The sequence below is a fragment of the Haloglomus irregulare genome, from assembly GCF_007421925.1.
In the GTDB taxonomy this organism is placed as follows: domain Archaea; phylum Halobacteriota; class Halobacteria; order Halobacteriales; family Haloarculaceae; genus Haloglomus; species Haloglomus irregulare.
Genome location: NZ_QMDX01000010.1, coordinates 1 through 24,311, shown reverse-complemented (window position 1 = coordinate 24,311; position 24,311 = coordinate 1). Strand labels below are relative to the sequence as shown.

The following is a 24,311-nucleotide window of genomic DNA, read 5'->3' as shown; positions in this document are numbered from 1 at the left end:
TCCGAGCGAAACGGGGCGTCCTACGAACGCTGTGCTCTCTATCGGATCATTCGACTTCGTCGTCCTCGTCCTCGGTCAGCGGGTCGAGCAGCGAGTCGTCCTCGCGATGGTCGACCTCGAAGGCGCGGCCGGCGTTGGCGAGCGCGATGACGCCGAGGCCGCTGGCGGTGATGAGGGAGTCGTCGTAGCGGAAGGCCAGCAGGGCGCCGGCGGCGGCCGCGAGGACGATGACGCTGTGGAGGCCGGCGGAGGGGCGGAAGCCGGGGCGGAGGAGGTTGCCGACGACCGAGCCGAGGGAGGCGGCCGTCGCGATGGTGCCAAGCAGAATGACCGTCGGGAGGCCGCCGCCGAGCGCGTCGAGGCCGGTGATGAGCGCCGCGGCGACCCCCCAGATGAGCATGAACTCGCCCTCCGCGGAGAGGCGGCCGTCGCCGCCGGCCTCGTCGCTCATACCCGCGGGTCGGTAGCGTGGCGTATGTGCCTTGCGACGGCGGCGTCGACCGCCCGCGTCGCGGTCGGCTTGAACGTCGCCACCATCGGGGCATCGGGGGCGAGCGACAGCCGTTCGACGCTCTCCAGCGTGACCAGGGCCACCAGCGTCACCGACTCCGTGCCGTCGGCCGCGACGCGGACGTGGGCCACGGTCCCGGCGAGCCGGTTCCGGGCGCTGGTGCCGCCGGCGGGCGGGGCGCCGTCCGGACCGTGGAGCCTCACGGCGTCGGCGCGGAGCGACACCTGCACGCGGTCGATGTCGGCGGGAGCGAGCACGCGGACCGTGCCGACCGACGTCTCGACGGTCGCCAGTTCGCCGTCCCGGTCGATGCCCTCCCCCTCCAGCACGCACTCCTCGGCGGCGGCGACGTCCGCGACCGCGGCATCGCCGCTGTCCTCGCCACCCACGGGCCCAGGCCCGTCGCGTCGCCGACCGCAGCGCCGTCATGCTCGACGGGACCGTCATCGAGCAGGGCGCCACGGAGCGGGTGTCCGATGACCCCGACGACGACCGCGCTCGCGCGCTCGTCCGCGGAGAGCTCGTCTATCAGACGATTCCCGGCCGTACACGGCACAGTATCGGGTAACGCACGCAGTAGATCGACGAGCTCCCTTCCGGCGTCTCGGGCCGTTGCCGCCTGATGTAACCGGTATCGGTTCCACAACAGTGCCGACGTGGCCCTGTCGGGTTTCTGAAAAAGGACTTGTCCCGGACGGACGTTCCACCGGTAGATGGCCACAGCGGAGGTGTTCGGGCACCGGTTGGAGATTCGGTTCGACAGCGGCGAGGTCGCCGGCGCGCTCGGGGATTCGGTTACGGTGCTCCCGCTGATGATCGCCATCGGCGCCCTGACTGACGCCTCGCTGGGGCTCGTGCTGCTGGGCTTTGCCGTCTTCCAGGCGGTCTGGGGGCTCCACTACGGTCTGCCGATGTCCGTCGAGCCGATGAAGGCGCTCGCCGGGCTCGCCATCGCCGGGACGCTGGGCTACGGCGAACTCGTCGCCGCCGGGCTCCTCGCCGGCGTCGTGCTACTCGTGGCGGGCACGACCGGGCTGGTCGGACGGGTCGCCGACCTCGTCGGCCGCCCCGTCGTCAGGGGCGTGCAGTTCGCGGTCGCGCTCCTGCTGCTGGTCGCCGGGCTGGAACTGGCTGCCGGGGCGCCACTGGTCGCCGCGGCCGGCGTCGCCGTCGCCGGTTTCGCCGCGCTGGTCGACCGCCGGGCGCCCGCGCCCGCGGTCCTGCTCGCGGGCATGCTCGCCGCGCTCTGGGCCGTCGGCGGCACGCCGACGGCCGCACTCCCCGCGGTCCCGCCCTCGCTCTCGGCCCTCCCCGAGCCGACCCTCACTTCCGACGCGCTGACCGGGCTCGCCGGTCAGCTCGCCATGACCGTCGGGAACGCCGCCGTCGCCACCGCGCTGCTCGTCGATGATCTCTACGGCCGCGACGTCTCGCCGGACGCCCTCGCCCGGAGCATGGGGACGACGAACCTGCTGGCGGTGCCGCTGGGCGGCGTCCCGATGTGTCACGGCTCCGGCGGCCTCGCCGGCAAGCACGCCTTCGGCGCCCGGACGGCCGGTGCCAACCTCGTGCTCGCGGGGCTGTACGCCGTCGCGGCGCTCGTCGCCGGCCTCTGGACCGCCTTCCCGATGGCCGTCCTCGGCGTGTTGCTCGTCCTCGTCGCCGCCCACCTCGGTCGCGTGGCGCTGGAGTCGGTCGCGAGCCCCGCCGAGGCGGTCGTCGTGGTCGGCACCGGTGTCACCGCTCTCCTCGCCGACGTCGGTCTCGCCTTCCTGCTCGCCGCCGCGGGACACGCCGCCTACGAACGGGTGCGGGGGCGTGCCGCCGGCGCGTAGTCGCCGCTCCGGCCGTCTGACCCGGAGTTATCGGCGCCCCGTCGGAGCCGACTGCTCGCGGCCGAAGCTTGATTGCCCGGACGGGCCAGACATCGGGTATGACCGACCCGGACGACGACACGACCGCCAAGGCCGAGGCGCCCGCGGAGGACGGGGAGGAAGGGGGGCCGGGCACGGCGACCGGTATCGGCGATAACGACCAGGAGACCGGCATCTACGCCCGTGAGTCGCCGTATCTGGACCGGTACGTCCAGCTCGGCGTTGCGGGCGAGAAGCTCATCAACGTCTCCTTTCCGGAGGAGCCAAACGGGGACGCCGAGCCGGACCACCCCCTGCTCGACCGGATCTTCGCCTACCTGGAGGGGGAGACCGACGAGTTCACCGGGGTCGACATCGCGCTGACGGTCCCCACCGAGCAGCGGGCCGTGCTGGAGGCACTCCGGAACGCCCCCTACGGCGAGGACGTCTCCGTGGGGCGCCTGGCCCGGATGGCTGGGCTCGACGACGACGACGGGTCCGACATCCAGACGGTCCGGATGGCGCTCGATACCAATCCCGTTCCGGTGGTCGTGCCGGACCACCGGGTCCGGGACGGACCGAGTTCGGCGCCGCCGCGGGTCGAACAGCGACTCCGGTCGCTGGAGGGCCTCTAGCCCGCTCGGGGGAGCAGGAGCGTCACCGTCGACCCCCGTGCCCCGGCCGGTTCCTCCGCCCCGGGGAGGTCGATACGGAGTCCCCCGCCGTGGCTCTGGACCGGCCGCTTCACCAGCCATAGCCCCAGCCCGCGGCCGTAGACCAGTTGGATGATCTCCGTACCGGCCTCTATGACCACCCGCTCGCGCTCCGGGATGCCCGGGCCGTCGTCCGCGATGCGGACCCAGGCCCAGCCGCCGCGGTCCGGGTCGAACGCCGACGCCCGCCCGGTCGCGTCGGTGGCGGCCGTGACGGCCTCGTTCAGATCCCGTGCCGTCTCGCTCACTGCCGCCAACTCCGCCGCCCGGTCCCCGACGGTCCCCGCCAGCGACACGACGCTCGCGTCCGCGACCGGGTCCGACACCGTGCGCCGCCGTGATCGACGGGAGTGGTGGATAGATGTCGGACGGCTACATCCTCCCGGCTCCTATCGCCGACGGCGAACCGTTCGGGATGGTATACGGCCACGACCCGGCGAATCGACCGGGTGGCACCTACCGGCGACGGTCGCCCCGTTCAGGACGCGAACGGTGGCTCGAGGTCGAGCCCCTCGTAGGCGACGAACTCGACGGCGTTGACGAGATAGTGGGCGACGACGACGACCAGCAGGCTCCCGGTGATGATATAGCCGGCCGCGAGCACGAACCCGAGCAGGCCGGTGACCGCGACGCCGACCGACCCCTGTGCGCCGTGGCCCAGCGCGAACGCGACCGAGGAGACGACGGCCAGCAGCCACGGTGACCAGCCGAAGCCGGCCGACAGGACGCCGACGAGCGCCCCCCGGAAGAGGAGTTCCTCGAACCCCGCGATGAGCGGGAGGACGACGCCGAGCAGGAGCGCCCACCCCGCGAGCGAGTCCGGCGCGAGCATCGTCCGCAGGTCCTCACTGGGGTCGTGCCCGAGCGTGCTCGCGGCGGCGCCGGCGAGCCCGTTGCCGGCCGAGAGGACGACGCCGAACCCGAGTCCGACCGCGAGCGCCCCGGGGCCGACCGCTTCGGGTCCCGCCCCGAACGCGCTCGCCGGAATCCCCGTGTACCACGCCGCCGCGACGAGGAGGACGGCGAACAGCCCCTGCGAGAACGCGACGTTGACCAGCAGGACGACCGGCGAGTTCCCGTTGCCGCCGGCCATCGACGCCTCCAGCGGACTCGCCGGGGCCGGCTCGGGTGCCTGGCGGGCCGCGAGATGGTCGGCGCCGTCGGGCAGCCGGTCGAGCCAGCGCACCTCGCCCGGCGTGGCGGGCGGCGTGCCGACGGCTGCCTGTGACGCGCGCGCCAGAAGAAGGAGCAACAGCGTGACCGCGACCGCGACGCCCGCGAACGCGGCCCACCGCACCTTACTGCGGCGAGGGGGAGCCGCCCGAGCGACCGACCTGCCGGTCCAGCGCGGAGCCGGTGATGTTCTTCAGGCGGTCGACCAGCGAGTCCTTCTCGGGTTCGCCGGCCAGCGCCACCTCCAGCACCTCGCTGATGTGGGTGACCGGGATGATCTCGATCTGGTCCTTGAACTCCTCCTCGATCATGACGTCCTGCTCGTTGGCCGCGGGGATGATGACCCGGTCGAGGCCGGTCTTGGCGGCGGCCTCGATCTTGTGGGTCACGCCCCCGACCGGGAGCACGTCGCCCCGGACCGAGAGGGACCCGGTCATCGCCAGGTCCTGCTCGACCGGGATGTCCTCCAGCGCGCTGATGACCGCGGTGGCCATCGTGACGCTGGCGGAGTCGCCCTGGACGCCCTCGTAGGACATCACGTACTGGATGTGGATGTCCTTCTTGCCGATGTCCTCGTCGGAGAACTTCTTGATGATGGCCGAGACGTTCTGGACCGCCTCCTTGGCGATGTCCTGCAGGTTACCGGTCGCGATGACCTCACCGGCGCCCTGCGCCGGGGTCACCTCGGCCATGACGGGCATCACGATGCCCGAGTCCTCGCCCATGACGGCGAGCCCGTTGACGCGGCCGACGACCTCGCCCTCCGAGACGGAGAGCTCGTAGTCCTTCCGGCGCTCGATGTAGTCGTCGGCGAGCTGCTGTTCGATGGAGCGGCTGCGGCGCTTTGCCTGCAGCACGTGGTCGCGGGTGGTGAACTCGGCGTTCTCCGCGCGGGCGATGTCGCCCGCGACCCGAACGAGGCCGCCGAGGTTCCGCAGCTCCAGCGTGAGGTGCTCCTTCCGGCCCGCACGGCGCTGGGCCTCCAGGATGACCTCCTCCATCGCGTCGCGGTCGAAGGCCGGCAGCCGACCGTCCTTCTCGACCTCCTGGGCCATGAAGCGGGCGTACTTCCGGCGCATCTCCGGGGTGTCCTCGATGGTGTCGTCCATGTACACCTCGTAGCCGTACCCCTTGATACGCGAGCGCAGTGCCGGGTGCATGTTCTCCATGGCGTCGAGGTTCCCCGCCGCGACCATCACGAAGTCACACGGGACGGCCTCGGTCTGAACCATCGCGCCCGAGGAACGCTCGGACTGGCCCGTGATGGAGAACTCCCCCTCTTGGATTGCGGTCATCAGCTTCTGCTGGGACCGGATGTCCAGGGTGTTGATCTCGTCCACGTACAGCACGCCCTTGTTCGACTTGTGGATAGCGCCCGCCTCGACGCGGTCGTGGCTGGGCGTCTCCATCCCGCCGGACTGGAACGGGTCGTGCCGGACGTCGCCGAGCAGTGCGCCGGCGTGGGCGCCGGTCGCGTCCTCGAACGGCGCGGTCTGCTGGTCGGCATTGTTGACCAGCAGGTTCGGGATCATCGCGTCGCTCCCCCGCGAGGAGTAGCGGAAGGCGAGGTAGATGACACCCGCCGCCAGGATGCCCAGCAGGAGCTGCTGGGCGATGAGCAGCGAGTAGCCGAAGACGACGGCGATGATGATCCACATCAGGAAGCTCCGCATCTGATTCCGCTTGCGGGCCTCCTCCTTGTGGGCCTCCACGATCTGTTCGCCCTTCCCCGCCGGCACCGTCCGGACCTTCGGCTCGTTGCCGTCGTCCGGGTTGTGGTAGACGAGGATGTCCTGCAGGTCCTCCTTGGGGAGGAGCTGGCTCATCGCCTTGGCCAGCATCGACTTCCCCGTCCCCGGGGAGCCGATCATCATGACGTGGCGGCGCTGCTTGGCCGCCTTCAGGACGATATCTCGGGCGTCGTCCTGCCCGATGACCTGGTCAACGAGGCGGTCGGGCACCTCGATATCGGCGGTCGACCCGATCTGCAGACCGCCCAGCAGGCCGTCCTCCTCGGCCGTCTCGACCTCCGCACCGGCGTCGACGGCGACATCGCTCCCGAGGTCCGACCCGTCGGTCAGTTCGTCGGACTCGTCGGCGGGCGCCGGCGGCCCGCTCGGGGTTTCGTTCTCGTCCCGGTCGATGGGGATGCCGGGGTCGGGGTGCTCCTCCTCGGGCACGCCGTCCTCGGAACCGCTGCCGGGGTGGTCATCCGTGTTGTTGTCGTCGCTCATAGAACCGTTGCTGTCATCGTAATACATGGGCGTTCGACTGATATACTTTCTCCCCGTGGGTACCCCCCACACACGGGGAAAACGGGCGATAGAGGCGCTCTGGAGCCGGTCGGCCGGTCGACGGGCGCGGACCCGCGAGGCTTATGGGGCGGGCCACGCAACCCCGGAACAGACAGGCGAGATGAGCGTCACCCGCGGGTTCTACATCGGTCGGTTCCAGCCCTACCACGAGGGGCACCACGCGATGGTGGAGCGCATCGCCCGCGACGTGGACGAACTCGTCATCGGCATCGGGAGCGCGGACCAGTCCCACACGCCTCACGACCCGTTCACCGCCGGCGAGCGGATGATGATGATCACAAAGGCCACCCAGGCGATGGACCTCCTGACGTACGTGGTCCCCATCGAGGACCTGAACCGGAACGCCGTCTGGGTGAGCCACGTCCAGTCGATGAGCCCCAATTTCGACGTGGCCTACTCCAACAACCCGCTCGTCGTCCGGCTGTTCGAGGAGGCCGGCATCGAGGTCAAGGGGTCACAGATGTACCGCCGTGACGAGTTCCAGGGGACGGAGATCCGCCAGCGCATCGTTGACGGCGGGGACTGGCAGTCGCTGGTCCCGCCGCAGGTCGTCGACGTCCTCCACGAGTGCGACGGCGTCGACCGGCTCCGCCAGGTCGCTGACACGGACGACCCCGCCACGGGCGATGATCTCCCCGGAGATACCGAGATGAGCGACGGCGGCGCGGAGATAGAGTTGTCGGAGTACTCCGGGCTCGACGCGTCGGAGTAGCCCGTATCGGCATAACATCCGAGATAACCGGTGAATCGTCTCCGTTCGACGGAAACTGCGACAGCAACGTGGAGCCGTGCGCCGGTCTACAGTTCGCGACGGTCCCGTCGCTTGTCCCGATCGCCGTGCTCCGCGGGCAGGTCGACCTCCTCCGGGGCCGGCATCCAGAAGTAGTCGAAGGCGATGCCGGTCGCCAGCGGCAGCACGACGGTCAGGCCGATGACGGTCGCGGCGTTGCCGAGGTTCGGCCCCAGGCCGGCGCCACCCAGGACGATGGTGAGCACCGTCAGGACGAACGCGCCCAGCAGCACGGCGTACAGCGCCGAGCCCCAGCGGGTGTCGAGCCGCACCCGGAAGAAGCGGGTCAGCACGGCCGCGGCCGCCGCGTTCACCCCCAGGATGACGAGTAGACCGACGATGTCGGCGATCGATAGCATTGCCGGCAGTACGGGTGCCGGGTGTATCAGTCCCTCGGCGCGAGTGTGGCCGTCACGCCCCGCCGTCAATCGCAAGTCACGGGACCGTCAAGCGGGACCATGCGAGTCCTGCGCGGCCGCGCGGCCGACATCGACGAGGATCGGGCCGTCACCGACCACATGGTGGCGGACGCCGCCGAGACCGGCCGCCCGGCGGTCCGGGTCTGGACGCCCCACCGGCAGGTCGCGTTCGGCCGTCGTGACGCGCGGGAACCCGGATACGACACTGCCCGCGAGGCCGCCCGCGACCGCGGCTACTCGCCCTACGAGCGACGGACGGGCGGGCGGGCGGTCGCCTACACGGGCCACACAGTCGCGTTCTGCCGCGCCGAACCGGTCCGGGAACTCCGAACGGGCATCACCGAACGGTACGAGGAGGCGGTGGAGACAGTCGGTGCGGCGCTCGCCGACTGCGGCGTCGACGCCGAGCAGGGCGAGCCGGACCGCTCGTTCTGCCCCGGCACGCACTCGCTCTCGGCCGACGGGAAACTGGTCGGTATCGCCCAGCGGGTCACGCAGGGGGTCGCCCGGCTCGGCGGCATCGTCGTCGTCCGGGACCACGAGGCCATCGCAACCGTCCTCGACCCGATCTACGACGCGCTCGGTGTACCGTTCGACCCGGCGACCGTCGGCAGCGTCGCCCGGGCCCGCGGCGTAGAGCCGCCGGCCGTCGACCCCGACGCGGTGGCCCGTGCACTGGAGCGCCGGCTCGTCGGCGACGCCACGCCGACCGTCGAACAGGTGGCCTGACGGAGCGAGCGACGCCGGCCCCGACCCAGGGACTGCCGGCGACGCCGGGTACTTGCCCGTGGGGACCGTATCCGGACGCATGACCGATAGCCTCGACCGAGTCCGCGCGGCGCTGTGCGAGCGCGGGTACACGGTCACCACGCCCGAGGACCGCGCGGCCCCGGCCGCGGTCGCGACCCCCGGCCCGACCGCGTCGCCGCCGGGCGACGTCGACGGCGGCCTCGCGCTGGAACCGCTCGCGACCCGCTCGCGCGTCCGCCGGTCACGGGACGCGGCGACCCCGGCCGTCGACCCGACGCGGGCCGTGGACGCCGTCGCGGCGGCCGTCGAGCGCGACCTGACCTGTGTCTTCGTCGTCGACGCGCGCGCCGCGGCGGGCGTCCGCGAGGTGCTGGCCGACCCGCCCGGCGTCCGGGCCGTCGACGCGGACGGCTGCCGCACGTTCTACGACGTGCCCGATCGGCTCTCCACGGGCGAGGGGTTGGCCTGCGTCCGGACCGACGACCCGCCCGTCTGGCGCGAGGAGCCGGCCACCGGCGGGGTCACCGGCGGGGAGGGTGGCGACGAGGGTCGGACTGGGCTGGACCGCGCCGACGGGGCCGACCGGCCGATCCGGCTGGTGCTCGTGGCCGACGGCGAGGTCCACGCCGCGTTCGACGACTACACCGCCCTCGCCTGCCCGACGGCCGAGGCGTTCCCCTACACATACCGCCGGGGGGCCGACAAGCGGGTCCACGTCCGGAACCGGAACGACCGCGAGGTCGGCGTCTACCCCTCCATCCGGGCGATGAAGGCCGACGCCTACCGGCCCGTCCCGGACCCGCTGGTCCCCGAGGTCCACCTCGACGACACGCCGCTCCGGACGGCGTGGCTGCTGGCGGTCGACGACGGGTCGGTCCGGTTCGGGCGGTGACCGACGCAACCGGCATGTCAGACGCTACCAGAGCCGTTATACGACCGGGCGGAGAGCAGTTCCTATGGACGCTTCCGACGGTCGTCGCGGTGGCGCTGCGGGCGAGCCACAGGTCGGCACGGCGTGGCTCCTGAAGGTCGCCCTCCTGTTCACGCTCACCGTCGTGGTCGGAGTCGGCCTCGGCATCGGGCTGGGCGTCATCCCGCTCTGATCCGGAGCCGCGCATCCGAGCGCCCATCTTCTTGCCCTCCCCACGAGAGGCGGTGGTATGTTCGGATTCATCCGTCGACATCCGCTCGCGACCGGCGGTCTCCTGCTGGGGGCGGCCGTCGCGGCCGGCACGCTCGCCGACTCGCGTCTGGACCCCGTCGAGTGGCATCCGCCGGACCCGCCGCCGATGACGGGCGCGCTCGAACCGGACCACGCCCTCGCGGACGCCGGCCGCGTCCTGACCGCCGACGGCCCGGAGGACACAGCGTTCGACGCCGAGGGCCGCTGCTACACGGGCGCCGACGACGGCGTCGTCTACCGCACGACCGAGCCGGTCGACGGCCGAACGGACTGCCCGGTTGAGCCGTTCGCCCGCGTCGGTGGGCGCCCGCTCGGCCTCGTCTTCGAGGACGGTATCGACCAGGGGGAACCGGGCTCCCCCCTGCTCGTCGCCGCCGAGGACGCCGGCCTCGTCCGCGTCTCGCCGACGGGCGAGGTGGAGACGCTCACCGACGGCGCCGCCGGCCAGCACACCGAGTTCGCCGACGACCTCTACGTCCACGACGGCGTAGTCTACGTCACCGACGCGACGGTCCACGACCTGTTCCAGGACGAACTGTTCGAACTGCAGGACACCGGCCGCCTACTGGGCTACGACCTGGAGACGGGGGAGACGACCGTCGAGCTGACGGGACTGGGCTTCGCCAACGGTGTCGCGCCCGGGCCGGACGGGGAGTCGCTGCTCGTCACCGAGACCTCCCGCTACCGGATCCGCCGCTACTACGTCTCGGGCGACCGCGCCGGCGAGGACGAGGTGTTCGCCGACAACCTGCCCGGATACCCGGACAACGTCGACGTGGCGAGCGACGGGGGGTACTGGGTCGCGGTTCCCAGCATCCGCGACGAGTCGCTGGACGACCTCCAGGGCCGGCCGTGGGTGAAGCGACAGCTCGGGAAGCTCCCCGAGTCCGTGCTCCAGCAGGTCAGCGGCGACCCGTACGGGCTGGTCCTGCGCGTCGACGAGTCCGGCGATATCGTCGGCTCGCTGCACGACCCCGCCGGCGGCGTCTTCGGCGTCACCTCCGCGACGGAGCACGAGGGCGCGCTCTACCTCGGGTCGCTGTTCAACGACTACGTCTACCGGCACGAGCTCTGAGCCGAGCCGGCCCCAGCCGGCGGCGTCCATCTGCTCCGGCGCCGACGCCACTCGAATCACGACGACTGGGCCCTCGGGACCGGCCGACCGAGAGCCCGGTGAGGTATTCCTCGCAGTGACGGTCTCTCGATCAAACCGGGGGAAGTACCCAGCTCACGAGACTGCAGAACGGGGGTTACCGACTAGCTGAGAACATCCGAAAGCTCGCTGCGGTTCCCTCCAGTGCCGAAGTGGATCGTGAGCGTGCCGCTGATCTCCCCAGTGAACTGGTCTGCGGGCTTCGTTCCCATTTCGATATCCACATCAACAGCGTCCGGCTGGACGAGCTTCGGCAGGTCATCCACATCACTGTAGTCAGCCGCCCGGAGGGGGGTTCCCGGATCGATGGCAGTAGCCTTCTCACCGTCTACAGTCGGATTGAGCGAGGCGAGGTCGCCGGATCCGGTTGCTTCGATGATGACACGGGCGTCACCCTGCCCGGCAGTGTTAGCGATCCCGAAGACCTCCGCGAAATCGGAGGTCGAGTCGGCGTTGACACCCTCTGCGTCGCCGTGGAAAGTTCCCGGGCCGCTGTCCTCGTCGAAGTCGAGTTCCAGTTCGCCGTCGCCGGTGCCTGAAGCACAGGTGTCGTTCAGTCCCGTTATCCCGACGGATCCACTTTCCTCCGCAGTGACGTTGATATCCACCGTCCTGTCGGACTGGGCAGTGGTGAATACGCCACTCCCTATCGCTGCCGATCCAGCGGCGGTGAGCGATCCGAGTCCGATCAGGAGCTTTCGTCGTTGCATATCGCGTTCACCGTGGTCTCTCCACACATCCTCCCCTGTCTCCGGTCGAGTCTTCCCCGAACCAGAGGGCCTCGAGGATGTGCGTACCTGTCGGGGGCCTCACATCTCCTGTACACACCACCTGAAAGCTCTCCAGCGGTTGCCCATCTCATAAACGAACCCTGGAGACGCCCAACTATCGGTCTGTCACACAACCCGAAACCACGACCGACGCCGACTCCCGTACTCCCCGAGACCCCGCGGTTCGACGCCCACCGTCCTATCACGTCCGAAAACATCTCTGCCGGTGATGGGAGACCGGATACGAACGGACAGCACCTCCCCGTCGTCGCCAGCGGTGATTACGGGTGGCGCCGAGAACCGGTGTGGTGTCGAGAAGTCACGGCCCGTCTCATCTGGGGCGGTGGTTGTCGGTGTGCGCGAGGCTCCCGGCCGTAGCGGTGATTGATTATCGACCGGGCCCAAGCCGTATTGTAGAGGCGACAGCGGGATCATAATGCACGGCCACGCGACCACGCTCCGGATCAAACTCGTCGTCTCTGACGGGGACGGATGCGAGGCCGCTCACAACGCGTTCGCGGAGCTCTCGGAGATTCACAGGGACCAAGCGATCTTCCAGGTCAACGAGACGCAGTACGTCGCCGACGATGGCTGGGGGTTCAAGATCACGTACGAGACGCCGGTGTACTCCCGCGAGGAGTTCGTTCGGAGCGCGTCGCTGCCGGATATCGAGCGCGCGATCGTAGCGGTCGCGCCCGACTCGTTCAAGCGGCGGATACTGGCGGCCGACGAGCGGGGGTAGCGGCCGCGCTCCTCGTCGCGGAAGTCGTCGGCGGCGTCGTACGAACTGCTGCATTTGTGCCCCGTGCCGGCGCGCTCCCGGCAGGTTTTGCTGGGGCAGCCGGCTTACGTACCCGCTCGAGGCCCGGGGTCCGGTATCCCATGCGCGCTCGTGACAGCGCGGGCGACCGCGTACTCGTAGAATCTGTGGGCGGTTGTGAACTGACCCCACGGTCTCCGGCCGCCAGGTGTGGGTCGCGGCCCGGAGACCGGTTCGCGCGACGGGCTCCCGCCCAGGCAGCTCGGCGTCGCCGCTGTCGTGAGGGGATGTAGCTGTCGAGCGTTCTCAGCCCCAGTAACAGTGCCCGGCGGTTGAACACCGTTCCGGGGGAGAAGACGGGTGCTGCTTTCCCGGAGGCGGTCCGGCCCCCTCTCGGAAGGCGGTGCATTCCCCCCACGGCCCTCCAACACACGCCCCTCCCTTTCTGGAACCGTTGAGGGTCTGTCAGCCCACCCACTTACACTGAACTACCCTTTCCGGCGCTGGCTCGCCCGTTGTCGGCCGGCGGCTGGGCATATCGCTCTCTCCGTCGCCCATCCTCAACCGCTCGCCCGCCACCCGGACGCGGGCGGCGTAATCTCCCTGCTGACGACACGGCCCGATCCGGCGCGTCGGGGGCGGGGTTGATCCACGCAGGCTATCGGCACCTGCGATGTATCGCGTCTCCCAGCGGGTCACGGGACGTAGATGTGCTCACATACCGTCCTGTCGGTCGGGATACTGACCCGCTCGGCGTCGGTTTGACCGCCGCCCACGTTAGTCCGCGTAACTCTCACCCGATCGTATGTTTGGGTTCCCACGCGCGAGCGGCCGCTCGACCGCCAACTCGAAGGCATCCACGGCTACCTCCAGCAGCCCTTCGACGCCGACCTCGACCGGCTGGAGGTCTCTCGCTACGACTCCACTGGCACCGACGTCGGGGCGCGACGGCTACCAGCATCTCGTGCAGGACGTCGAGGCCGGCCACTACGATGCCGTGGTCGTGTAGGAGGTCTCACGCGTCGCCCGCCCCATCCGCGACCTCTCCCGGGCCGTCGACCGTGTCCGCGATGCCGGCACCGAGCTTCACATCGTCAGCGAGGGCCCAGCCCTCCGGCCCGACGACGAGGACCCGTATCAGACCGCACTGTTCCAGCTGCTCGGCGTGTTCGCCGAACTCGAAGTGAGGATCAAACGCCAGAACATCGGCGAAGGCATCCCCGCCCGTCAGGAGAACGAGGACTACCGTCACGGACCAGCTCCTCTCGGTTTCGAGAGGTCCGGCGGCCGGCTCGCCGAGAGCGACGAGCATCAGCGCGTCGTTGAGGTGCTGGATCGTGTCGCCCGTGGCGAGCTGTCGAAGCGCTGGGCTGGGAAGGAACTGGACAGCTCCCGGCGGACGGTCCAGCGCCCCTCGAAGAGCGGGCCGAGTTGTACGGGCTGTAAGCCGTGTCCGGCGGGGAGCCCGGGCCCCGAAGCCTGATGATAGCAAGACATGAGTCCGCTGAACACCCACACGCCGTGATAGGTTTCAGCGGCCGTGCTGAATACAGAGCGCGTATCTCGTGGGGGAACACCTTCAGAACGGACGAATCGAATCGGTACACCAACGGCTACGGATTGCAGAAAAACCCGCGATGTTACAGTAAAGGTGGCTGCTGCCTACCGGTTAGGACGGAGACTTTTTCTTTACTTCCAGGTTGTTCGCCAAACATTCCGTGCATTGCGCTCGATCCGGCGTCTTTGCCGATTGGAAGGTGGTACCGCACTCCTGACACTTGTACGTCCGCCTGGTAACTCCCTCATCTCCGAGGGGCAGCACGGACTTGAGCTTCTGAACGACACTCATACTCTCACCGCACCCACATACGGTTTTCGAACAGTGAAAACCCTCGTGGAATTTTTTGCAGTTTCGTAGATAAAAACTTGCAGGCCGGGGCCATCAGTGCGTGAATGGTCCGTCGTGCTGGACTCGGGCTCTCTATCGGTCACGTCGGTTCTGAGGGTGGTTAGTCAGGTGCCCCCGGCCGGTGCTGACCACAGGGCGCGTATCTCGAACGCAGTTCGACAGTAGCATCGAATCAGAACGAGCACTGGTGTCCCCGCTGCTTCTTTTTGTTTTCCCGACTGTATGCTCGCTATGACCGATTCACCGTTCGTCGAGCAGGCAGACCCGGACGAGGTATTCTCGCTCCTGTCGAACAACACTCGGGTCGAGATCCTCCGAGCATTGTGGGAGGCCGATGACCACGAGGCCACGTTTTCCGAACTCCGTCAGGCGGTCGGGATGCGCGACTCGGGGCAGTTCAACTATCACCTCAACGAACTGGTTGGACGGTTCATCAGCAGTACTGAGGGGGGCTACGAACTCATGCAGGCGGGCATGCGGATCAACGGCGCAATCGAGGCCGGGGCATACACCGCCGAGGGATTGATCGACCCGATCGCGCTCACGGAACCGTGCCCACCGTGCGGGGGGGACCGAACCCTCCACTACGAGGATGAGACTGTCCGCGTCGAGTGCGACTCGTGTCCAGTTGGCATTCGGATCGGTGTCCCACCCGCGGTCTTTGCCGGTTACGACCGTGAGGCGATCCCCCGAGTCGCTAGTCAGTACCTGCAAACGACGGCCTATCACATCACCAATGGCTTCTGCTCGTTCTGCGACGGCCCGGTCACGCCAACGGTCGGCCCGGCAGTTGCCATCGATACCGACGAGGACGTGTCCGCTGAGGATTCGGACAGAGATACCGCCCACAGAGGTGCCGAGTGGCTGGAGAACATCCCGCTGATCCAGTACACCTGCCACCAGTGTGGTGCTGAACCCACGTTCGGACTGACCCAGGCACTGATTCATCACCCTGCCGTCGTTAGCTTCTATCATAATCGCGGCATAGACGTACGAGATCACTCTATGTTGGATTTCACCGGGGGAGACCCCGATCACCAGGCCGTGCAGAGTCGGAATCCGTTCCGAGGGAGCGTAACCTACGAGTGTGATGGGGATGCGCTGACGCTAACTGTTGATGAGACCCTCACCGTCGTCGAAACCGAGAGATAGAATCTGACCCGTTGGCGACGTCCTCGAGGCCGGCGCTACGATCGGGCCGGGCGTCGTCGTCGAGGGACCGGCGCTGATCCGGTCGGGTGCGACGGTGGGGCCCAACGCCTACCTCCGTGGGGCGACGCTCGTCGGCGAGAGCTGCCACGTCGGCCACGGCGTCGAGGTGAAGAACTCGGTGTTGATGGCCGATGCGGCCGTGCCGCCCGTCCTACGTCGGCGACAGCCTGCCCGGGGCAGGCGTGCACCTCGGAGCGGGAACGCAGGTTGCGAACCTCAGACACGACGATGCCGACGTGGGGACAGACGGTCAGAGGCGAGCGCGTCCCGACCGGCCGGCGGAAGTACGGCGTCGTCGCCGGCCTCGACGCGAGGACCGGCATCAACACCGGTCTCTCCCCGGGCGTCGTGTCGTCGGCCGGAGCGACCACCGAGCCGGGCGGGTCGATCACGCGGGACCGGCAGTCGAGCGAGCGCCCGCTCTCGGCGGGCCGTGCCTCGGTCAGAACTCGGCCGCCATTTCCGCACTCCAGGCGACGGGGAGGTCCTCGAACCAGCCGTCGACCGCCGTCTCTGCGTCGCCGTTCAGGTGCGCGTACTTGCCGTAGACGGTCCAGACCGACTCTCCGAGAGAGTCGGTCGTCGGAGCGAGCCGACACCTCACCGTGCCTCCGTACTCCTTGTAATCGGTACTGTCGGTATCGTCGCACCTGAACCGCACTCCACCCATCCCGTCGATCGTCCCCACGGCGGTGACCCGCTCGCACGGGTTTGAACGGTGCGGACGCAGGAGCGGTCCCGCGCTCACCAGCTCCCACTGGTCTGCGGGCCAGCCGATCACCATCGCGTCGTCTGGCTCGGACCCGCCGTTCTCGTGTGCCCAATCCCACTCGAGCGACAGGACGATATCGTTGGGGTCGTCTCGATCGGGCACCGTGTATCCGATCCCGAGGTCGATCTCGGAGCGCTCGTAGGACCCGTCGGAGCGGCCGAGCGAGGAACACCCCGCGAGCGCCACGCTGGACGCCGCCAGAAGTCCACGACGGGTAACTCGTGTTGGACGGCAGGAAAGCGTCTCCGTCGACGGTGACTCCCGGCTCGACATTGCTCTACCCCAACGGCCAGCCGACTTGTGTGTAACTCTTCCGGCCAGGGGACCCGAGACGCCGAGCGGCTCAACCCGTTGCCGGCCGGCCCCCGTCGACAGCCGTGCGACACGAGCCGAGTCGTGCCGAGCAGTTTTCCACCATTCATGCGTGTCATAAATGGTGGCCGATGGCCGCGTCGGGCGACGGCAGTTGCTCTCCGGTCCTGTGGGTGGCTCGTCACCACGGTCGCTGGCTGTGGTGAGGGCCAAGCGAGGCCCCTTCACCTTCGGCTGGGACAGGAGGCACGGCCCCATCGACACCCCCGAGGCGCCAGTCGACACCCCCGGACCCCCTCCAGCTTTCGGGGGAGTTGTTGACAGCCGACCGCCGGCTCCCTCCCGCCGTGTGTGGTCTCTCAGGCAAGCACGCTATCCTCGGAACACCATCCATCAACGGGGGATTCGCGACCGTATCTGCGTTCCACAGCGATAGTGATGTGGCTACCGGGTGGCGCGAACAGGGGACGCTTCGACCAGCGAAGCAGCGTGACCAATTCGGCCGGGAGGTTATCGGTGACGGGACAACTGCGGTCATCGGCTCCTCCCGACCGGTCGAAACTGACAGCGAAGAGTCCTCCATCCGCCGAGCCCACATACACGGCCTCGACGGTGGGCAATGGCGAGACGAGGAGTAACTCAAGCCGCCGGAGACGCCACGAGTCAGCCAGTTCGGCCGGTCGCTTATACTGGTCGATGACCAGCTCATCGCCGGGGGAATCGGGGGCGGTGTAGCCGTCGCCATCCGGGAGAACGGTCCCTGGTCGCAGACGACCGCCATCGAGCCGCCGGAGACAGTCAATGGCTTCGCCGGCGGCGTCGTCATGACCGCACGGGCCGCGTTCGTCGGGTCAGCGACCGAGCAGGTCGACAGCCAACTTTCAGGCACCCTATGTGTATATCCGAACCAGTCCGGTGAGTGGGAACGAACCGGGCGGCTGACTGCTTCCGAAGGGGAGGGGCCCGGCCTGTTCGGTGAGACGGTCCCTGGCGACGATGAGACGCTGGTCGTTTGCAGCACCGGCCGTCGCGGTTGACGATGCACGCGCCGTCGGGGGGTGCTACATCTACGAGCGAGCGGGAGATGGATGAGTATCTCAGGGCCGGTCCGTTGCTACTGCCCTCGAAGGGACGATGCGCTCCCGATGCTGCTCGCAGTCGGAGATGGACTCGGTCCGGCGCAGGGGGCTATCGAGGACAGCGCCGGGCCAGTGGCGGTCTTCACAAGAGGGGAACCCAGCTGGGAGCGACGTGACAGTACCGAGCGACCCGATGGGGACAACCGCGAAACGTTCGGCTTCTCACTCGCCATCGATAATGACCGGGCGTTAGTCGGGGCCAGCGACGGTGGTGCCCCGCCGACCACAAGCGACGGATTCGACACACCAGGGAATCCCGGTGGCGGACTGTCCTCGGCCTACGCGTACCGCTTCTGAGTGCAAACGGTTCCGGTGATGGATGCGTGCACCCACATATAGTTGGAATCTCCCCGATAACACGACAGATTCGGGCATAACTATTGAACACATCCTATATATCCAGTATGCGGTTCCTATCGGGTGATGAGGACTTCGCCGGAGCCGGGAGATAGCACCGAGTGGGCTTCGTCAGATCATGCATAACTGGCCGTATAACCACTGAGACTGCTTCCCGACGTCCTCGCCATCCCGTTCGATGATCCGTTCGCGATCATGAACGCTATCGGCATGATCGCGTTCCGCACTCGCGATCGGCAGAGGCGATTCGTGAGGCGTTCGACCTGTTCGGCATTACTGTCGTTGGGCTCACGATGGCCTTCGTCTGCGGTGCCACACGCGACCTCCTCGTGACTCGCGTTCCGTTGGCGCCCCAGTCTCCAGTCGAGATCACGCTGGGCCTCGTCGGCGTTGGGTTAACCATCGCGTTGAGCGTGGCCCTCCCGTCTCCGGACACCCATCCGATCACGGTCTCTCCGATGCAATCGGCCTCGCCGTCCTTGCCACGACCGGGGCGATCGTTGCGACCGAAACGGGCGTGTCAGCGTTCGGCATCGTCGCCATTGCAATCATCAATACGGTTGGCGGGGGTGCGATCGCAGATATCCTGCTCGACCGCTCCCCGTTCATCCTCTTCGATGATCTCCATGCGAGCTGTGCAGTCGTCGGCGGGACTGTGTACTGGATTGCAACGAGTCTGGGGGCCGCTGGGAGTACTGCTGCCGTGGCGCGTGCAGTGGTGACCGTCGGAACGCGTCTAGCAGCGGTCACCTACGACTGGGAACTCCCATCAGCACAGAAACTGGGGCTGGTGCACAAATGATCCGGATGGGCCAGTCAGCTCCCGATGAGCGTTCTCACCGCTGACTTAGCGGGACCCCCCCCAACTCCCGGATCCTCCCTGGTGAACCCACCCCCTGTATTCAGCGTGTCCGAACCGAGTTCCATGTGGACGAACACCAGTGCGACGAAGCCGGTACCTACCCAACACTGCCGTCGAAGCTCGGGTCCGTTTCACGGAACGAGGGCCGACCCGTGCTCGCCGTGTCTCCACTAGGAGAGTTAGTCGCCGTCAGGTGTTTCGAGAACAGAGACACTCGGCCCGGGACGACCAGCGGTGTCATCGAGGCGAACGACTGAACCACGGGCCTCCCGGGGGCGCGAGTTTCAGTACTGCAGAGTTGGTAGTTCGGTTATGATGACTCTACTGAACCCGTCGATCGGTGATAGGCTTCAGAACTCCTGCTGAATACAGGGCGCGAATTCAGCACGTCGCACACTGGAGTCGCTACCGGTCAGTTCGGCCAGTGCAGGGCGTACATTAATGATTAAAAGCTGATAGCTGTTACAACCGGCTTGCACATGGATATTGACGAAGACGTGGACGAAGTCTGGGTAACTCGGCTTTCGCGGATTTTCGTGAGCAGAAGTCCACTCGGCGCGCTCCCGACGATATTGCTCTCTGTCGGCTCGATTCCGTTCATCCTGACAGGAGTGTTCTTCGTGTTCATCGGTCTTGACGTTCGGCGGGTGTTCATCGGTAGTCAGCTTCTCGCGGCGCTGCTGAGCGCAGTCGGGCCCGCACTGATATGGAGATACGAAAACAATATATTTACGACATTTATCCAGCGTGCAACTGAGGTCACACCACATGAGGACAATCGTGCGCTCCAGGCTATCGCCGTCCGATACAGGTCGTTCTTCAGTGATGTGGCGGCGACTACCGGTATCTGGACCGTACTCCTTCTATCGGCACTCGTCGCCAATCTCGAATATTTCGCTTCGTTCGGCGTTACTGGCTATACCGACCCTGCTTTCCTCGTGTATGGATTGTTTGCCGTCTGGACCGCTGTGATTACTGCCGTCGGCATCCGGATGGCAGTTACAACCATCCTCTGTATCCGCGAGATCGGTGCCCTGGAGTTCAGTATAGATCCGTTACATCCGGACGGGTTGGGTGGACTCAGCACCATCGGCTATTTCGCCATCCGGACGACGACACTCCTCTCATTCGGCGCGCTTGCGTTGCCTATCGCATTCGACGTTGTCAGGGCCGGCGACGGCAGTGTAATCGTCTACCTGGCTGTCGCAGTCTACATCGGCTTGATCATCGGATCCTTTGCCTTTCCGACCATCTACATCAATCGCCGTGCGAACGAAATCAAACGCAGCATCATGAACAGCAAACGGGAACGCATCCACGAACTCCAGTCACAACTCCTGGCAGGTGATAATCCTGAGAACCTGGAAACGCTCCAGATGAAACTCGAGGAACTCCGCACGGAGCATGATGCGTATGATAGCGTGAGCCTCTACCCGTTGTCGCTATCGATAATATCACGACTCGTCTCGTCGGTATTCCTGCCGCTATTTTTTGCGGTCGTCGAGACGTACGTCATCTAAGTGACCTATCCCAGGTATCTCAGGATTCACTGGTTGTGGGCGTTAGACTCACGCCGAGAGTAACTCCGTGAGAATCCCGCCGAAATCTCTGGAGCTCAGAGTGCGTGATGGAGTCCGAAAGGCAATCAAGTTCCGATCCACCCACTCGAACAGACGGCGTCGCCCGGATTCTACCGGCACCGGCCGACAGGTGCCGCTTCCCGTTCAACGAACGGGCCGTGGGCCACGATACCCGTCATGACGCGCATATTTCGCCGTCGTCGCGGGCGAAGCACTGCTGGCCGCGCTCCTCGATCTCGAATCCGCAGATGTCGCAGATCGGGTTCTCGAGTTCGTCGAGCGAGAGGCGACAGTATGGCTCGCTCACGTCGATCACCTCGAACTGAGCACGGACCCGGGATTGAGGGACCGCAGAACGGCGGCTATCTGTTTAGTTACGGATGGGACCGCCCGGATTTGAACCGGGGTCACGGGCACCCAAGGCCCGAAGTATACCATGCTAACCCACGGTCCCACACCCGATGATTCCGCGAGCGCGGGTGAAAGCGTTTCGCTCGCGGGCGACCCCTCAGACGCCAACGAGGACGACGATGCCGACCGTCGTCACCACGGCGAGCAGCAACTGGAGCGGCGTCCCGACGCGGAGGTAGTCGGTGAAGCGGTAGCCACCGGGACCGTAGACGAAGAGGTTGGTCTGGTAGCCCACGGGCGTCATGAACGCGGTCGAGGCGGCGAACGTCACGGCGAGGACGAACGCGTATGCGGAGGCGCCGATGGCGGTGGCGACCTCGAACGCGACCGGGATCATCAGCACGACCGCGGCGTTGTTGGAGACGATGTTCGTCAACACCGCCGTGACGACGTACATCAACCCGAGCACCACGACCAGCGAGAGCGACCCGGCGGCCATGACGATGCCCTCGGCGATGAGGTCGGCGCCGCCGGTCGTCTCCATCGCGATGCCCAGCGGGATGACCCCGGCCAGCAGGAAGACCACGTCCCACTGGACGGACTCGTACACCTCGGTCGGCTTCAGGCAGCCGGTCAGCACCATCAGCAGCGAGCCGAGGAGCGCGGAGACGACGATGGGGAGGAGGTCGAGCGCGGCGACCCCGACGACGCCGGCGACGATGCCGATGGCGACGGGGACCTTCGACCGCCGGAAGTCCGGCCGCTCGACCTCCTGGGCGATGATGAAGTCCTGACGGTCGGCCAGGCGGTCGATGGAGTCGGCCGTGGCCTGGATGAGCAGCGTGTCACCGACGCGGAGGCGGGTGTGGTCCATCCGCTGACGGATGAGCTCCGGGCCGCGCCGGAAGGCCAGGACGGTCGCGTCGTAGCGCTGCCGGAAGTTGGTGGTCGCGAGCGTCTCCCCGACGAGGAAGGACCCGGGCGCGACGACCACCTCGACGAGGTTCTGGGCCGCGTCCTCGGCGGCCTCTAAGTCCGTCTCCTCGACGGTCTGGGCGACCATCTCCAGCCCCTCGGCGTCCATCAGCTCGACCAGGGTGTCGCGGTCGGTCCGGACGGCGAAGATGTCGCCGGCCTGGATGGACTTGGGGGCCAGCGGCTCGAGGAAGACCTCCTCGCCGCGGATGAGCTGGACGACGTCCACGTCGAAGTCGCTCTCCTCCAGGGCCGACCGCACGGTGTCGCCGATGATGGGGGAGTCCCCGCGGACGGTCACCTCCGTCAGGTACGCCCCCATGTCGAACTCCTCGGTGAGGTCGTCACGGGGTTCGATCCGTTCGGGGGTGAGATACTGCCCGAGGGTAAAGAGGTAGGCCGTGCCCGCGACGCTGACGAAGATACCGAGCGCGGTGAACTGGAACATCGAGAACGGCGCCCCCGGCACCCCCAGGTCCGCGGCGACCTCGCTGGCGAGGATGTTCGTCGAGGTGCCGATGAGGGTGAGCGTGCCGCCGAACATCGAGGCGTACGAGAGCGGGAGCAGCAGTTTCGACGGCGAGGTTCTCCCCTCGTGTGCGATCTCCGTCACCATCGGGAGGAGGATGGCGACGGCGGCGGTGTTGTTGATGAAGCCGGAGATGGGGCCGACGGCGCCGATGGTGGCGCCGAGCTGGCGGCCCTCGCTGTCGCCGGTCAGGGCGGTCAGCCGTTTCCCGAGCAGCTGTATCACGCCGGTTCGCTGGACGCCCGCGCTCAGAACGAACATCGCCAGCACGGTGATGGTCGCGGCGGAGGCGAACCCGGAGAGTCCCTGCCGTGGGGTGATGCCGGTCAGGTTCACCGGCCCCTCGGTCCCCAGGATCATCAGCGCCACCATCACCCCGATGGCGGTGATGTCGATGGGGACCGGCTCGAGGGCGAACAGGACCAGCGCAGCGAGGATGATGCCGAACACCGTCAGCATCCCCGGGGTGACCGGCGGTAGTGCCACGACGGCGACACTCCCAGTGGCGAGGAAAAAGTTGCGGGACGCCCGGGGGCTGGTGGGGCCCGACTCAGAGCCCCAGCTCGTCGGCCAGCTCGTGGAAGTCGGCCACCGTCAGGTCGGGCTGGCCGGCGAAGCCGTCCCAGGGAGTCGTCCCCCGGGCGACGCGGACGGCCTGCATCCCGGCGTTCATCGCGCCGTAGACGTCGAAGAAGGGGCCACAGACGTGGGCGATGCGGTCGATGGGGGTGCCCGTGCGGGCGGCGGCGTGGCGGTAGATCTCGGTGTCGGGTTTGAACGTCTCCACCTCGTCGGCGCTGATGGTGCCCTCGATGACCCCGCCGATGCCGGCCTCGTCGACCATCGACGACAGCATCTCGGGGTTCCCGTTCGAGACGACGTAGCAGTCGTACGTCTCGGCGAGTTCGGTGATGCCGTCGCGAACGTCGTCGAAGACATCGAGTTCGTGGTACGTCTCCAGCACGGCGTCGCGCTCGGCGGCGTCGGTCTCGATGCCGTGCGCGGCTAGGGCGTGTGTCAGTGCTGCCCGGTTCAGCTCGTAGAACGGCTGGTATGCGTCGATGGCGTTGGCGACCATCGTGTACATCAGCGAGCGCGAGCGCCAGTGGTTCGAGACGGGTTCGGGGTCGGCTACCCCCTCCACCTCGGCGAGTGCCGTCTCCACGGCCGCCACGTCGACCAGGGTCCCGTACGAGTCGAAGGTGAGCGTCTCCACGCGGTCGGAGTCGAACGTCATGTCGGGGAACGCTGACGCCCGTCACATAAACGGGGTGTCTAGACGGGGTGCCGCGACCCGGCCGCCCAGCCGGTCCGCCAGGTCGTGGAAGTCCCTACTCCAGGTCGGGCTCCCCGTCGAAGCGGACCCAGGGGTCGTCATGGCCGACCCAGACGCCCTGCATCCCGGCCGCGGCCGCGCCCTGCATATCGACCCGGCCGGCCGACGTGTGGGCCGGGCGGGGCAGGCTAATACCGGTTCCAGCCCACCCTCTCATACCCCAAACAGCCGCATTAGGCTACCGGACGGGTCCGAGGCACCCGGCCCCTTGGAACCTCCACCCGGTGATGGGTTTTCGAAGTCGTACCGAGTAGAGCGCGCGAATCCGACAGATCTGACCGCTGAACCGCAGAAACCGTCAAGCTAATGTATACTGGAATAAACGGATACCTCCCTGTGTCATCAGAAGACGACCCGATAGCGAAGGCTGCCTACGACGAAATAGCAGACACGTACGCGGAGGACGTGAGGACGAACGCGTATAACGCGGAACTATAGTAAACTTTAGAAGTAATTACTCACTTTGGGAAGAGACAGTTCCTCGAGAGCAGTGTCGATCGCCGTTGTTAGCTCGTCGAGTGAGTCGAAAAAGCGGTTGCTGAGAGCCGCTTGCAGTTGTCTCCAGCACTCCTCGACAGGATTCAACT

At 67.4% G+C, this 24,311-nt stretch carries 23 protein-coding genes, 1 tRNA gene and 4 pseudogenes; 15 read left to right on the top strand and 13 right to left on the bottom strand.

Going from position 1 to position 24,311, the window contains the following annotated elements; translation table 11 throughout:
- Positions 1–46 precede the first annotated feature (46 nt).
- Together DP107_RS13975 and DP107_RS21695 are read right to left on the bottom strand one after the other, a co-directional pair.
- On the bottom strand, positions 47–451 hold the full coding sequence (locus DP107_RS13975; RefSeq protein WP_144262763.1) for a hypothetical protein: 405 nt from the start codon (positions 449–451) through the stop codon (positions 47–49).
- On the bottom strand, positions 448–714 hold the full coding sequence (locus tag DP107_RS21695; protein WP_449405197.1) for a TOBE domain-containing protein: 267 nt from the start codon (positions 712–714) through the stop codon (positions 448–450). Before DP107_RS21695 ends, DP107_RS13975 begins: the two co-directional genes overlap by 4 nt.
- 150 nt (positions 715–864) lie before the next feature.
- On the opposite strand from DP107_RS21695, the pseudogene DP107_RS20160 reads away from it, so the two are divergent.
- From DP107_RS20160 to DP107_RS13960, 3 genes and pseudogenes are all read left to right on the top strand, one after another.
- Positions 865–1,079 (top strand): annotated as a pseudogene (locus DP107_RS20160) (hypothetical protein); the annotation flags it as partial.
- 145 nt (positions 1,080–1,224) lie between these two features.
- The gene (locus tag DP107_RS13965) at positions 1,225–2,346 is read left to right on the top strand and encodes a putative sulfate/molybdate transporter (protein ID WP_144262761.1); all 1,122 of its coding nucleotides are present in this window, start codon (positions 1,225–1,227) and stop codon (positions 2,344–2,346) included.
- A 98-nt stretch (positions 2,347–2,444) separates the two neighbouring features.
- Positions 2,445–2,999 carry an MGMT family protein gene (locus DP107_RS13960; protein ID WP_144262760.1) on the top strand — a complete coding sequence of 185 codons (555 nt, stop codon included), beginning with the start codon at positions 2,445–2,447 and terminating at the stop codon, positions 2,997–2,999.
- Here DP107_RS13960 and DP107_RS13955 read toward each other — a convergent pair.
- The 3 genes from DP107_RS13955 to lonB all read right to left on the bottom strand — a co-directional run bounded on the left by DP107_RS13955 (position 2,996) and on the right by lonB (position 6,484).
- The gene (locus DP107_RS13955; protein WP_144262759.1) at positions 2,996–3,403 is read right to left on the bottom strand and encodes an ATP-binding protein; all 408 of its coding nucleotides are present in this window, start codon (positions 3,401–3,403) and stop codon (positions 2,996–2,998) included. The genes DP107_RS13960 and DP107_RS13955 overlap by 4 nt on opposite strands.
- A 152-nt stretch (positions 3,404–3,555) precedes the next feature.
- Positions 3,556–4,374, bottom strand: a complete 819-nt coding sequence (locus DP107_RS13950; protein ID WP_202877414.1) for a CPBP family intramembrane glutamic endopeptidase — start codon at positions 4,372–4,374, stop codon at positions 3,556–3,558.
- A gap of 1 nt (position 4,375) precedes the next feature.
- Entirely contained in the window at positions 4,376–6,484 is a 2,109-nt protein-coding gene (gene lonB, locus DP107_RS13945) for an ATP-dependent protease LonB (protein ID WP_144262758.1), read from the bottom strand.
- A 181-nt stretch (positions 6,485–6,665) separates the two neighbouring features.
- Here lonB and DP107_RS13940 point away from each other — a divergent pair, with 181 nt between their 5' ends.
- Complete coding sequence (locus DP107_RS13940; protein ID WP_144262757.1) at positions 6,666–7,277, top strand: nicotinamide-nucleotide adenylyltransferase; 612 nt, start codon at positions 6,666–6,668, stop codon at positions 7,275–7,277.
- An 86-nt stretch (positions 7,278–7,363) separates the two neighbouring features.
- Here the strand turns inward: DP107_RS13940 and DP107_RS13935 are convergent, their stop codons facing one another.
- On the bottom strand, positions 7,364–7,714 hold the full coding sequence (locus DP107_RS13935) for a hypothetical protein (protein WP_144262756.1): 351 nt from the start codon (positions 7,712–7,714) through the stop codon (positions 7,364–7,366).
- A gap of 99 nt (positions 7,715–7,813) precedes the next feature.
- Between DP107_RS13935 and DP107_RS13930 the strand changes: the two genes are divergently transcribed.
- From DP107_RS13930 to DP107_RS13920, 4 genes are all read left to right on the top strand, one after another.
- A complete protein-coding gene (locus DP107_RS13930) occupies positions 7,814–8,503 on the top strand; it encodes a lipoyl protein ligase domain-containing protein (protein WP_144262755.1) in 690 nt (229 codons plus the stop codon).
- A 79-nt stretch (positions 8,504–8,582) separates the two neighbouring features.
- The gene (locus DP107_RS13925; RefSeq protein WP_144262754.1) at positions 8,583–9,416 is read left to right on the top strand and encodes a hypothetical protein; all 834 of its coding nucleotides are present in this window, start codon (positions 8,583–8,585) and stop codon (positions 9,414–9,416) included.
- Positions 9,417–9,480: 64 nt separating this feature from the next.
- Positions 9,481–9,627 carry a hypothetical protein gene (locus DP107_RS20155; protein ID WP_185977319.1) on the top strand — a complete coding sequence of 49 codons (147 nt, stop codon included), beginning with the start codon at positions 9,481–9,483 and terminating at the stop codon, positions 9,625–9,627.
- 57 nt (positions 9,628–9,684) lie between these two features.
- Positions 9,685–10,782 carry an SMP-30/gluconolactonase/LRE family protein gene (locus DP107_RS13920; protein ID WP_144262753.1) on the top strand — a complete coding sequence of 366 codons (1,098 nt, stop codon included), beginning with the start codon at positions 9,685–9,687 and terminating at the stop codon, positions 10,780–10,782.
- A 182-nt stretch (positions 10,783–10,964) separates the two neighbouring features.
- Here DP107_RS13920 and DP107_RS20530 read toward each other — a convergent pair whose 3' ends face one another.
- Positions 10,965–11,570, bottom strand: coding sequence for a hypothetical protein (locus DP107_RS20530; protein ID WP_202877413.1), 606 nt, complete (start codon positions 11,568–11,570; stop codon positions 10,965–10,967).
- Between the two features lie 496 nt (positions 11,571–12,066).
- Here DP107_RS20530 and DP107_RS13910 point away from each other — a divergent pair, with 496 nt between their 5' ends.
- The 5 genes and pseudogenes from DP107_RS13910 to DP107_RS20845 all read left to right on the top strand — a co-directional run.
- Positions 12,067–12,372 (top strand): hypothetical protein, encoded by a 306-nt coding sequence (locus DP107_RS13910; RefSeq protein WP_144262752.1) that lies wholly within the window; start codon positions 12,067–12,069, stop codon positions 12,370–12,372.
- Positions 12,373–13,195: 823 nt separating this feature from the next.
- Entirely contained in the window at positions 13,196–13,399 is a 204-nt protein-coding gene (locus tag DP107_RS20525) for a hypothetical protein (protein ID WP_202877412.1), read from the top strand.
- A 24-nt stretch (positions 13,400–13,423) separates the two neighbouring features.
- A complete protein-coding gene (locus DP107_RS21480; protein WP_202877418.1) occupies positions 13,424–13,873 on the top strand; it encodes a recombinase family protein in 450 nt (149 codons plus the stop codon).
- Between the two features lie 657 nt (positions 13,874–14,530).
- Positions 14,531–15,451 carry a winged helix-turn-helix domain-containing protein gene (locus DP107_RS13900; protein WP_144262751.1) on the top strand — a complete coding sequence of 307 codons (921 nt, stop codon included), beginning with the start codon at positions 14,531–14,533 and terminating at the stop codon, positions 15,449–15,451.
- 19 nt (positions 15,452–15,470) lie between these two features.
- Positions 15,471–15,913, top strand: a pseudogene (locus DP107_RS20845) (bifunctional sugar-1-phosphate nucleotidylyltransferase/acetyltransferase); the annotation flags it as partial.
- A 40-nt stretch (positions 15,914–15,953) separates the two neighbouring features.
- Here the strand turns inward: DP107_RS20845 and DP107_RS20840 are convergent.
- The gene (locus DP107_RS20840; protein ID WP_238330884.1) at positions 15,954–16,469 is read right to left on the bottom strand and encodes a hypothetical protein; all 516 of its coding nucleotides are present in this window, start codon (positions 16,467–16,469) and stop codon (positions 15,954–15,956) included.
- A 1,817-nt stretch (positions 16,470–18,286) separates the two neighbouring features.
- On the opposite strand from DP107_RS20840, the pseudogene DP107_RS21475 reads away from it, so the two are divergent.
- Both DP107_RS21475 and DP107_RS13880 read left to right on the top strand, forming a co-directional pair.
- Positions 18,287–18,893 (top strand): annotated as a pseudogene (locus DP107_RS21475) (trimeric intracellular cation channel family protein).
- Between the two features lie 539 nt (positions 18,894–19,432).
- Positions 19,433–20,473: a hypothetical protein gene (locus DP107_RS13880; RefSeq protein ID WP_144262749.1), complete on the top strand. Its 1,041-nt coding sequence runs from the start codon at positions 19,433–19,435 to the stop codon at positions 20,471–20,473.
- Between the two features lie 235 nt (positions 20,474–20,708).
- Here DP107_RS13880 and DP107_RS21145 read toward each other — a convergent pair whose 3' ends face one another.
- The 5 genes and pseudogenes from DP107_RS21145 to DP107_RS13860 all read right to left on the bottom strand — a co-directional run.
- Complete coding sequence (locus DP107_RS21145) at positions 20,709–20,840, bottom strand: hypothetical protein (RefSeq protein ID WP_272949849.1); 132 nt, start codon at positions 20,838–20,840, stop codon at positions 20,709–20,711.
- Positions 20,841–20,914: 74 nt separating this feature from the next.
- Positions 20,915–20,987, bottom strand: a tRNA-Pro gene (locus tag DP107_RS13875).
- A gap of 54 nt (positions 20,988–21,041) precedes the next feature.
- Entirely contained in the window at positions 21,042–22,847 is a 1,806-nt protein-coding gene (locus DP107_RS13870) for an SLC13 family permease (protein ID WP_144262866.1), read from the bottom strand.
- A gap of 91 nt (positions 22,848–22,938) precedes the next feature.
- Positions 22,939–23,625 (bottom strand): haloacid dehalogenase type II, encoded by a 687-nt coding sequence (locus DP107_RS13865; RefSeq protein WP_144262748.1) that lies wholly within the window; start codon positions 23,623–23,625, stop codon positions 22,939–22,941.
- A 543-nt stretch (positions 23,626–24,168) separates the two neighbouring features.
- Positions 24,169–24,311 (bottom strand): annotated as a pseudogene (locus DP107_RS13860) (IS630 family transposase); the annotation flags it as partial.